This window comes from Halomicrobium sp. HArcel3 (assembly GCF_058933135.1).
Genome location: NZ_JBZYDN010000004.1, coordinates 133,782 through 145,505, shown reverse-complemented (window position 1 = coordinate 145,505; position 11,724 = coordinate 133,782). Strand labels below are relative to the sequence as shown.

Below are 11,724 nucleotides of genomic sequence, written 5' to 3'. Positions count from 1 at the left end.
CCGATACCAGTGGGGTATCGATCCGCGCGATGGAGAACACGATCGCGACAGGCGAGGACCTGACCCTCGAATTTTCTGCACCGACCCAACGAAGCGCGACGCTACGGGTCGAAACGACGGACGGGCAGTCCCTCTATAGCAAGTCGGTCACCGCGGGACCGCAGGTACAGCGTTTCTCCCTCTCCGGGCTCCCGGACGGCGAATACCGCGCCGTACTCGAAACCAGTGACGGGACGACGGTGGAGACCGAAACGGTTCAGGTCGGGCAAGCCAGTACCGAAACCGAGACTCCGGCAACGACCACTGAAACGCCCACGGCGACTGAAACCGAGGGACCCAGTGGTCCGACGCTCTCGGCCGCCGCTCCCCCTAACGAGTTCACCACGAGCGAACCCCTCGCGATCGAACTGGGATCGGATACATCGACCGATGCCACGCTTCTGGTCAATACAACGGCGGGAGAGACCGTCTACGAGACGTCAGTCTCGCTCGTCGACGGCACGACGACGTTCAGCCTGTCAGGGATTCCGGCGGGCGAGTACGTGGTCCGCATTCGAGACTCGGATAGCGGAGAGTCTGCGACGACAGACCCGATCGAAGTCAGGTCGATAACCCACGGATTGGACGTCAGCCCGTCGAACCCGTCACCGGGAGAATCCGTGGTGCTATCCACCTATCAGAACGAACCGGGACGGAACGATTCCATCACCGAAACCACGTGGGACTTCGGTGACGGTAAGACCTCGACGGTCTCTGGCTCTCGGACAATCCACGTCTTCGAGGAACCGGGCCGGTACGAGATAGAGGTCACCGTCGTCGACGAGTTCGCCGGGACGTCCCAGCACAACGTGACGCGGACGGTCACCGTCGGCGATCCGGCGGCGTTCCACGAGGTCGGGACGGTGACCGCACTCGACCCGAATGGCTCGGTCAAGTGGCAACGTGAGTCAGACGTCGCGGTCACGGATCTGGCGGCTCACGACGACGTCGATGCAGAGAGGAACTCGGAGGGAGCGACCACACCGATCTGGTCGATTCCGGTGCCCGAAAGCAACGTGACGATGATCCAGGCCGCCGCTCGGCTGAAGGGCTCGAGTAACGAAAGTGGGACGCTGGTCGCACGGGACGGCGACGGAAACGTCACCACGACAGCCATCGAGAACGAGAGCTGGACGACGGTCACCCTGCCAGTGACCGAATTCGACGGAGAGTCGGTCACAGTGACGGCGCAGAGTCCCGAGGACGGGACGGCAGAGATTCGAAACGTTCGGGTGTTACAGGACGACGACGGCGACGGGCTGCCGAACTACCTCGAATCTCAGTCCGTACGGATCCCGTTCGGCCACGCACCCACGGTGTCACTGGACCCACAGTCGGCCGACACCGACGGCGACGGGCTTGCTGACGGACGAGAACTCGGCTTCGGACCTTCAAACGGGTCTGCACTGGATTCGACGGTGACGCCGATTCGTGCACGGGGAGACCCCAGTCGAGCGGACACAGACGGCGACGGCCTGACAGATATCGCAGAGTCAGATTACGACGGACTCAGTCCGTTCCTCCTCGATTCCAACGACGACGGGACTCCGGACGGCGCGGAGGACCCCGACGGCGACGGATTGAACAACACCCAAGAACAGGAACTCGGGACGGAACTACTCGATGTGGACACAGACGGTGATGGATTACCAGACGGGTACGAGCACACCGTCACTGGCACGGATCCGGTGGTCGCCGACAGCACCTCATCGAAAACGACGGCGGACGAATCAGGTAATAACGTCTCCGACGGTGCCGAAGACTTCGACGGGGACGGCCTTTCGACGGCGGATGAATGGAAGCGTGGAACGGATTCGCTCTCGAACGACACCGACGGCGACGGACTGAACGACAGTATCGAGCTAACCCTGACCCAGACGGACCCTCTCTCTAACGATTCGGACGGTGACGGAACGCGAGATGCCGAGGAGGACGCGGACGAGGATGGACTGACGAATCTCGTGGAAGTCGAGAACGGGACGCACCCACTCGTCGCGGACATGGACCGCGACGGACTCCTCGACGGCCAGGAGGTCGCGAACGGGACGAACGTCACGGACCCCGACACCGACGACGACGGCCTCGACGACGGCGACGAGATCGAACTCGGCACTGATCCGCTTGATCCCGACACGGACGACGACGGCACCCTCGACGGCAACGAGACGTTCACGATGACAGTTTCGTCGGACGAAGCGTCGGTTGAAGTTAGCGGCCCCGGTGCCGTGAGCGAGCGCGTGTCCGTCCGGTCGGGCACTGGTAATCCAGTCATGACGGACAACCCCGCAATGGCGTCGTCCTACACGACCGTCCATGCCGAGCCATCGGTCCAGGGCGAGTCGGTGGCGCTGTCCTACGGGAACCGTTCGGTCGGGGACGAGAGCGACCTCGGCGTCTACCGGTATCACCCGGAGACAGGCGTCTACGAGGCCCTCCCCTCCTCGGTCGACTCCGAGACCAACCGGGTGACGGCCGACGTCGACCACTTCTCGACGTTCGTGGTGCTTAATCGGACGGCCTGGGAGGCCATCGAGAACCGGTCAACCCCGACCGAAAATTCGAGCACGGAACGTGCGAACGTAGAGGTCGGAATCTCTGGATACAACGACGCTTACGGCACTCTCAGCGTTGAGAACGGTTCCATCTCCGACGTCGGGCACGGAGGCAGCGTGGATAGTGACGGCAATGACAACCCTCCAAGAGGGTCAACATCCCAGGAAGATTGTGGCGATGACGAACTGTACCGACTAAACGATACAACCATCGACTTTAATCTAGAAGCATGTGGAGCGAGTGATAAACTCTCCATCGACTATCGCCTGGAAGGTTCGAACACGACACTCGAATTGGACTTACGGACGAGTGCTAACGGTCTAAAAATCGGTGGAAACCGATATCACAGCGACGCCCGGATCCCGATTCACGAGGTCACGACGAATTACTCCGGAGTTGACTCAGACGTCGACGGAATCCCGGACTATATCGAAGAACAACCGATCCCGCTGGCGAACGGTGGGACCGTGAAAACGGACCCGAATGAGGCAGATACGGACGGTGACGGGCTGCTAGACGGCTCCGAAGTAAACCTCTCGACGAAGACGGAAGCCGGATACGCGTTGGAAAGTGACCCGACAGTGGCTGATACCGACGGGGACGGCCTCGGTGACAAACTGGAGGTACAGGAAAGCTGGACCGTCGACGTCGTCAGGACTGCAGACGGTGATCTGTACCGATATCATAACCAGGCTACGGATGATGTGCCAGCAAACGGCCGGACAACTGACACTGTCACCTTCAGCTCCTCGCCGCTCGAAGCGGACACAGACGGCGATGGACTCACTGACGCAACCGAAAAACTTCGAACTCACACCGACCCGCGATCACAGCAAACCTACGCAGTCACCGCCGAGCAAGAGGAATATCTTTCCAACCTCTACGATTACCAACTCCGGCCACTTGGCGTTCCCGTCTCCAGAGTCCAGACAGAGAGCGGCAACATCGATCTGACCGACGCGACGAGCGACTTCGACTATCAGTTCGACCGAACTGAGGGGGCCGATGAGGACTTCGACCAGCGGGGTTTGCGTCACCGGTTCGTGCTCGACGATAACCGCCTCGGTGGTGCACCGACCGACACGTGGTTTTCGAACCGTTACGAGAGTACGACGGGCGCAGACCCCTGGATCGCAGACGTCGACGATGACGGGCTGACGGACGGGCAAGAATACCAATACCTCACCGAACTGGACTACCGAGTTCTCGAACGCGGCTGGAGCTCGAATACGGCTCTGGATAACCCCGACACGGACCGCGACGGGGTGTTAGACGGCGAGGACCGCTGTCCGCACGAGTACAGTCCAGCGTCCCAGAATGGCTGTCGATTCGGCTTCAGTACGACGGTCCAGGTCCCGGACGACGCCGAACACGCACTCGTTCACATCAGACTCAGGCCGACCAGAGGAGTGGTCAATCCAGGATACGGATACATGTTCATAGTCAGGGATGGTGATGGGAATGTCGAGGGCGCCCACGTTGGCTCGGCCGAACAAGGCTCGCGCGCGAGCGGCGTCGACGACCGTGTTCTCACACAACGCGTCGACCTCTCCCAATTCAGCGGCGAGTCGGTCTCAGTCGAACTTTACTGGCCGGACGAAGTCCGCTTCCACCACTTCACCATCGGCACGGACGACGACCGCGATGGGCTCGTTGACGAGGCCGAAGACCAATCGTGGCAGTTCTCGGCCGTCAGCAGCGGGAGTTCGGGATCGAGTACGTTCGAGACGTCGTCGAACGAGGCAGACACGGACGGCGACGGTGTTCGAGACGGCGACGAGGTAACGTTCTACCGCACGAACGGCGAGTGGGCGGTCTTCACGAAGCAGTCTTACGCGAACCCCACACTGACCGACACTGACGGAGACGGACTGAGCGACGAAGCGGAGTTCGGGACGAACTCGTGTACGAGGGCAGACACGGCCGACAGCGACTTCGACGGGGAAGTCGACCCTGCCGATCCGAACCCCTGTGACTTCAAGAACCTCGGCCAGATGTACAGCGAGAACGGCCGGGCGATGATCGAGGGGGCAGCCCTCGGTGAGACCGGGATGCCCGAGGGCGTCTTCACGAGCGGCTACAACGGAAACACGGGATATCTCGTCGGCTGGATCGGTGGCTCTGCGGTCCCACTCGTCGAAGTCCCTGCAGACCTTCGTGATGCGGCGCAAAACGTCGCGCAGGGAGACTGGGGCGAAGCGGCTCTCGACGGCATCAGCCTGTTACCATTATTCGCCGATGACATTCCGAAGGCGCTCTCGATCTCCGGTAAGTGGGCCAAACTCAATCCCAGCAAATCCGACGAGGCGTATCTGACAATCAGAAAGTCCGGTCTGACTGACCAGTTCAGGCTTAGCGACCGAGTAAAGCTCGCGAACAATTTCGGGAAGCACGATGCCGCAGTTCGGCGGTTAGGTGAAGGAATGGGTAGGCCAGGTACGGCTGAGACACTCACGACGAACCTCGACGAAGCACCGACGAAGCGACTCACGACATATGATGGACCATATGCGACCGAGTTGAAACGCTCTATTATCGGATTCTACGGTGAGGGGTCAGGGGGTGATCATCTCGTTCGTTACATGACGACAGAGAAGATCAGCCAATTCACTAGCGACCTACACTACCTTGAGCGTGCGAATATCCCCTACAGTGAAACTGCCAAAAGTTTCGCGAGCCCGACAAAGTACAGCTCTAACAATGCCTGGAATCCTGCAAAAGGGGCCTTACTTGAGACCCGTATCGGTGCAAAGCTCTCGAAGCAGGGCGACGACGTGACTGCTATCGGGAAAAAAGTCGAGACGCCAGCCTGGTCCGACTTGAGCAAGTCCCAGAAGGACAACATCATGGACAACATGCCGAAAGGAACCAACAGGGCGGACGTACAAGATACCCTCAACGGTGCGGATACCGACTTAGACCTGATCGTAAATGGACGATACATAGAAGCGAAAAATAAGCCAAGTGGACTCGAAACGCAAAAGCTCATAGACAAATTCATTAGATACCGTGCGTTGCAGGCGCTCGGTCGGGCACCAGAGGGCGATATGGTAATTCGCTTAAGCAAGAAAGCCCATCAAAATGACGCGATCCCCGGTAACCTCAAAAGATATATTAAAAACACTGAGGGTATTCGGATCGGTGAACCAGTTAGCGTAACTGGATAGGAAAGCGCCAATTATTATCAAGTTTCCCTACTCGGATCATCTTAGGAATCAAAAATGGCGAACGTAGTAATCCTAACAAAAGGAGCCGAGACCGTCGCTTTGTACGACCAGGTTCTCTCCTTTGTCTCTGATGACGGTGACTATACCGTTCGGAACGAGGGCGAGAACATGCTCGGGCAAAAGCGCATCAACGTCTCGCGGGATAGCTTCAAGTTCAAAATACTCGTCTTTAACGGACTCGGGGACGAATTCCCGGAGACCACACTCGTCCAGATCAACGTGCCGTCCGGGACGTTCGGCGAGGAAAGCGTCGTCGATTCGTCGGCGGCTTTCGATTCCGTCGTTGCGACCACGAAAGAGATTTACAACGAAATAGAGGTTTCGGAGAAGGCGACCTACAGCCTCGAAAACCATCAGCCGATGCACGCGCCGCTGTCGGGAGACGACTTGCCACCTACGGACCGGGCGTTCCTCACTTGGCTGGATATCTTCCCGCCCTCGGAGGTTGAGGCCATCGGGCATGATCACCTCCTTGCAGCACCCGCAACGCGGGTCCGAGAGTTTGATGATGGAAGCGTCCTACTCGTTTCCAAACACCCGGAAGATTCGGATCCGGATCCTTTGGACGAAGTCGCGGAACACCTCGGCATCCGGTCATGGGAAGACTACCCCAATGAGCGCGCCTCGCGAAGCGATTTCGACGAATAACGAGCTGATCGATACTCTCTATGCGTCTGATCGCAGTTTACTAACGTTTTATGGAGACCAACCACTGTCCGGTCCTTTCCGAGTAGCGAGGCCTGACACTAAACAAAGCAAAATAGAAAACATCGAAGACATCCCACAGGTCGGAACTAAAATTCGGATACACATGACTGACGCTATCGAAACGCGATACCTACTGCCGCCCGACAGTGAAGACTCGACCTCCGAAGAGGTAATTACGTTCATCGAAGAACATGATGAGTACGAACTGCACGAAGATGGAGAAGACATCATGGGACGTTCTAGACTACATTTTAGCAGAGGAGCTGTTAAGATAAAAGCCGTCTTTGACGACAAATCGGCCAAATATCCGGGCGGTACCCTTGGAAAATTCCGGGTACAGGTACGCCGACTCGATGGAACTGCAGATCTCGACGACGCCCCTGACCTCTGGAGGCTAATCGAATCCTCGACGGACATCTACAGCTTGTTGCCACAGAACGCGGTCGCAGTCTACAGTATCGAACCGGGCCAGGGTCCGTCTGTCCCAGTGGCAGATGGCGATGTTCCTCCATGTGATCGCGAATTCATTTCGTGGTTCGACGTCTATCCGCCGGGGGAAGTCGAGGCCATCGGCCGCGAAACGCTGATATCAGCCCCTGCACCACACGTCGAGGAACTCGACGACGGCAGCGTCCTCGTCGTCTCGAAGCACCCGACATCTGGGACATCGTTAGAAGAGGTCGCTGATCACATCGGAATCCCATCCTGGCGTACCGGTACTGACCTCACGTAGTCGGCCAGAATCGTGAGAGGTATGGGGCTAGCCGGTCGATTTCAGCGCATGACCGCGAGCGAGGACGGGGAGACGGTCGACCGCGACGCCATCGACAACGACCTCTACCAGCGGACGAAGGCGTTGCTCGAACCGGGCGACATCGAGTTGAACGGCGTCATCGTCCACACGACATACGACGGCCAGGAGGATATCGAGATGATGGAGGCTTCGCTGGAAGTGGGCGACGTCATCTCGGAGCACGCGGGCCACGACCCACAGGACGTGTACGTCTACTCGGGCAACGACGACCCGGACTTCTCCTCGAACCAGCACCAGGGCAAGACCATCGACGGCGACGAGTTCGTCTGGGAGTGCCAGCAGCTGCTCCGCGACGGCGCCTTCCGGCTCATCTTCTACTACGAGGCCAGCGCCGACCAGGAGGGCATCGTCGCGGACGTTCAGGATGCGGGCTACGACGTCACCAGCGTCGAGGGCTGAGATTCAGACAGCGACGCGGGCGGTACAGGACCGGCAGAACTCGAAGGCTGGATCGTTTCGCTCGCCGCAGTTCGGACAGATTTCTTCGTCGCAACTGGTTGCGGCCGGCGGTGCTTCGAGCCCACGACCTGCCTCGGGGGCGACGGTCTGGTACTGGTCGACGTAGTTGCCGATGGACAGCCGATCGACGACCCGGTACACCGCGGCGAAGGACAGCGGGACGGCGAGGCCCAGGGCGACGTAGACGAAGAAGTTCGCACCGAGCGTGACGTCGGGGAGCACGCGAAGGTGTTGTCTCGCCAATCATTTTGATTCGTCGAGAGTGAAGGACGAGTGGTACGTGACTGGAGGTAACGGGCAAACACTCCCATCGCGGATCCGTGTGGTCGGAGCATCTCGGCGTCGGCCGTGCGGTCGGTCGACACGGCGACCGCGCCGCCGGGGCCCTTATACCGTCCCGGGACCGACGATTGCCCATGACCGAGGATATCGACCCCGTGGACCGGGGTATTCTCAACGCCTTCCAGGGGGGATTCCCCGTCACAGAGCGGCCGTTCGAACCCGCGGCGGCGGCGCTCCGCGAAGGGGGCATCGACGTCACCGAGTCGGAACTCGTCGACCGCGTCGCCGCGATGGACGAGGCGGGCACCCTCTCCCGCTTCGGCGCACTCATCGACGCCGAGGCCATCGGCGGCACGGCGACGCTGGTGGCGATGCACGCCCCCGCCGAGCGCTTCGACGAGGTCGTCGACCAGGTGAACGACCACCCAGAGGTGGCCCACAACTACGAGCGCGAGCACCCCCACCTCAACGTCTGGTTCGTCGTGAGCGTCGCCGACGAGGACCGCGTCGACGAGGTGCTGGGCGACATCGAAGACGAGACCGGTCAAGCGACGTACAACCTTCCCAAGCAGCAGGAATTCCGCGTCGAGGCGAAGTTCCCCGTCGAAGGCCCGCTGGAAGACCTGCCGGACGGTCTCGACCTGTCGGACCTGGGGCCGGACGTGACGCCGACGGAGCGGCGGGGGCTCACGCCCGACGAACTCGACCTGGTGCTGGAGATTCAGGGCGGCCTGCCCATCACCGAGACGCCCTACGCCGACGTAGCGTCGGCTATCGGCCAGGATCCGTCGTGGGTCGTCGAGACCATCAAGCGCTTCGAGCAGGAAGGAAAGGTCCGCCGCGTCGGCGTGGTGCCCAACCACTACGCGCTGGGCTACTCGGAGAACGGCATGACCGTCTGGAACGTCCCCGACGACGTGGTCGACGAGGTGGGGCCCGCCATCGCGTCGTTCGACTTCGTCACCCACTGCTACGAGCGCCCGCGCCACGACGGCGTCTGGCCGTACAACTTCTTCGCGATGACCCACGGCCGGAGCGAGGCAGAGAGTGACCAGCGGATCGAGCAGGTTCGAGAGCGGATGGAAGAGTTCTGGGACGTCGGCGACGACGACTGGGACTCGCTGTTCTCCACCCAGATCCTCAAGAAGACCGGTATCCGGATGGACGAACGCGCCGAAGCGAACGTGATCGATCCGGCAGAGGTCGAATGAGAGAGATGAGTATGAGTCTTGGAGATGGTGAACCGCGACGTGCCGACGGGAATCACCACGGGGAACAGCCTGGAAGCCCCCGCATCCTCGACTCGCGCGGCACACCCTGCGCTCCTCGTCGCTCGCTCCGCTCGCTTCCTGCGGTGCTTGGGGTGCCGGGCTTCGTCGAGGACGCGGCCCCTTCCATTCCCACCCACTCGGCCCAGGACAGCCACACCCTCCCCAGCCGACTCACTCGCTTCGCTCGTTCGTCCACCGAAAGACTCGCTTCGCTCGTCTTTCGAGCCATTCGCTCGCCGATGGCTCGCGAAGACCTCGCACAGTGTTGGCTCGCGCCGAGACGCGAGCCAGCGCGCGCCACGGTGGATTGTTCGCGATTGATTTCGAGGTGGGCAGCGTGATTCCGCTCTTCCACGACTTCACGGACGAGACGGTGCTGGTGTTCGGCGGGGGGCCCGTCGGCGCGCGGAAGGCCCGGCGGTTCGCCGAAGAGGCCGACGTCGTGGTCGTCAGCCCGGCGTTCGCGGACGTCGAGTTCGGCGGCGCGGAGCTCGTTCGCGAGGCGCCAGACGCCGAAGACGTCGGAGGCTGGTTCGACCGGACGGACCCCGCGCTGGTCGTGGCGGCGACGGACGACGGGGCGTTGAACGAGGCCATCGCCGTGGCGGCGAACGAGCGCGGCGTCCTCGTCAACCAGACGGACCAGAGCGGCGAGCGGGACGCGAACAGCGTCGTCGTCCCGGCGACAGTCGAGGACGGCCCGGTGACGATGGCCGTCTCCACGGACGGGACCAGTCCGGCGGTGTCGAAGTACCTCCGGGAGCGGTTCGAGGAGGAATTTGCCGGCGTGGGCGAGATGGCGGAACTCACCGCTGACCTCCGGCAGGATCTCAGAGACGAGGGGATGGGGCCAGCGGAGCGCCGCGCGGCCGTCAGGCGCGTTGTCAAATCTGACCGTGTTTGGAAGGCTTTAGATAGTGGCAGATCTAATCCAAGCCAAGTAGTTTCGGCCGTGATCTCGAACAACACCGGTGATTCGTCGTGAAGCGTGGGATTGGCGTCATTTCGGGCGTGAGCATCTCCCACGAACGCTCGAGCATGGACGACCTCGAAGCGGCGTCCACGGACAGCCAGCGCGGCGCCGTCAAGGCGCTGCTGGCGGATTCGCGGGTCGAGGAGGCGTTCGTCCTCCAGACCTGCAACCGGATCGAGGCCTACGTCGTCGGCGACGACGAGACAGCCGGCGAGGCCCTCTCGCTGTTCACCGACCGCGTCCCGGGGGACGTCACGGTGTCGATGGGTCACGAGGAGAGCCTGCGCCACCTGCTGCGGGTCGCCGCAGGCCTGGAATCCGTCGTCCTCGGCGAGGACCAGATCCTCGGCCAGGTCCGGGACGCCTATGAGGACGCCCGGGCCGTCGACGGCGTCGGGCCCATCCTCGAGGACGGCATCACCAAGGCGCTCCACGTCGGCGAGCGCGCCCGTTCGGAGACGGCCATCAACGAGGGGACGCTGTCGCTGGCCTCCGCGGCGGTCCGGCTCGCAGCCAGGGAAGTCGCCCTCGACGGCACGACCGGCGTCGTCGTCGGCGCCGGCGAGATGGGACGGCTTGCCGCCGAGGCCCTCGCCGAGGAGGTCGACCGCCTCATCGTCGCCAACCGAACGGTTCCCAACGCAGAGTACGTCGCCGACACCGTCGACGTCGAGGCCAGCGCGGTCGCCCTCGACGCACTGACCGCGGCCGCCGAAGAGGCCCGCGTCGTCGTCACGGCGACGAACAGCCCCGACCACGTCGTCGACGCCGAGGCGTTCACGGACGCCGGGGAGACCATCGTCGTCGACGTCGCCCAGCCACGAGACGCCCACCCCGAGGTCGACGACCTCCCCGAGGTCACCGTGCTCGACCTGGACGCGCTGGAGACCGTCACCGAGGAGACCCGCGAGGAGCGCCGAGAGGCCGCCGTCGCCGTCGAGTCGATGATCGACGCCGAGTTCGACAACCTGCTGACCCAGTACAAGCGAAAGCGCGCCGACCGCGTCATCTCCGCGATGTACGAGAGCGCCGAGCGCGTGAAAGCCCAGGAGCTGGAGACCGCTCTGGGGAAACTCGACCTCGACGGCGACCAGCAGCAGGTCGTCGAGTCGATGGCCGACGCCATCGTCTCCCAGCTGCTCTCCGCGCCGACCCGGAGCCTCCGGGACGCCGCGGAGGAGGACGACTGGTCGACCATCCACACCGCGCTCCAGCTGTTCGACCCGAACTTCGGACCCGACGGTGACGGCCAGGCCCCGCCGTCGTTCGCCGAGGGCGTGGCCGTCGAGGACATCCCGGAAGGGATGCGCGAGGAGATGCCCGCCGGCGTCCTCGAGGAACTGAGCGACGACTGAGCGGGCGTCGAGCAAGCGAACCGGCTGACGAATCGGCAGTTCG

The 11,724-nt window shown here is 62.1% G+C and carries 8 protein-coding genes; 7 read left to right on the top strand and 1 reads right to left on the bottom strand.

Annotated features, from left to right (window positions below):
* The first annotated feature begins 29 nt into the window (after window positions 1-29).
* The 4 genes from AC5FRV_RS12415 to AC5FRV_RS12400 all read left to right on the top strand — a co-directional run bounded on the left by AC5FRV_RS12415 (window position 30) and on the right by AC5FRV_RS12400 (window position 7,740).
* Window positions 30-5,759 carry a PKD domain-containing protein gene (locus tag AC5FRV_RS12415; RefSeq protein WP_493561614.1) on the top strand — a complete coding sequence of 1,910 codons (5,730 nt, stop codon included), beginning with the start codon at window positions 30-32 and terminating at the stop codon, window positions 5,757-5,759.
* Between the two features lie 54 nt (window positions 5,760-5,813).
* Window positions 5,814-6,467, top strand: coding sequence for a hypothetical protein (locus AC5FRV_RS12410; RefSeq protein WP_493561410.1), 654 nt, complete (start codon window positions 5,814-5,816; stop codon window positions 6,465-6,467).
* Between the two features lie 163 nt (window positions 6,468-6,630).
* Complete coding sequence (locus AC5FRV_RS12405) at window positions 6,631-7,260, top strand: hypothetical protein (RefSeq protein WP_493561409.1); 630 nt, start codon at window positions 6,631-6,633, stop codon at window positions 7,258-7,260.
* A 48-nt stretch (window positions 7,261-7,308) separates the two neighbouring features.
* Complete coding sequence (locus tag AC5FRV_RS12400; RefSeq protein ID WP_493561408.1) at window positions 7,309-7,740, top strand: DUF5778 family protein; 432 nt, start codon at window positions 7,309-7,311, stop codon at window positions 7,738-7,740.
* Window positions 7,741-7,743: 3 nt separating this feature from the next.
* On the opposite strand, the gene AC5FRV_RS12395 is transcribed toward AC5FRV_RS12400, so the two are convergent.
* Entirely contained in the window at window positions 7,744-8,022 is a 279-nt protein-coding gene (locus tag AC5FRV_RS12395) for a DUF7577 domain-containing protein (RefSeq protein WP_493561407.1), read from the bottom strand.
* Window positions 8,023-8,216: 194 nt separating this feature from the next.
* Between AC5FRV_RS12395 and ahbB the strand changes: the two genes are divergently transcribed.
* The 3 genes from ahbB to hemA all read left to right on the top strand — a co-directional run bounded on the left by ahbB (window position 8,217) and on the right by hemA (window position 11,681).
* Window positions 8,217-9,293, top strand: a complete 1,077-nt coding sequence (gene ahbB, locus AC5FRV_RS12390) for a siroheme decarboxylase subunit beta (protein ID WP_493561406.1) — start codon at window positions 8,217-8,219, stop codon at window positions 9,291-9,293.
* Between the two features lie 397 nt (window positions 9,294-9,690).
* Entirely contained in the window at window positions 9,691-10,338 is a 648-nt protein-coding gene (locus tag AC5FRV_RS12385; protein WP_493561405.1) for a precorrin-2 dehydrogenase/sirohydrochlorin ferrochelatase family protein, read from the top strand.
* Window positions 10,335-11,681: a glutamyl-tRNA reductase gene (gene hemA, locus AC5FRV_RS12380; protein ID WP_493561404.1), complete on the top strand. Its 1,347-nt coding sequence runs from the start codon at window positions 10,335-10,337 to the stop codon at window positions 11,679-11,681. The genes AC5FRV_RS12385 and hemA overlap by 4 nt, the downstream gene beginning before the upstream one ends.
* The last annotated feature ends 43 nt before the right edge of the window (window positions 11,682-11,724 follow it).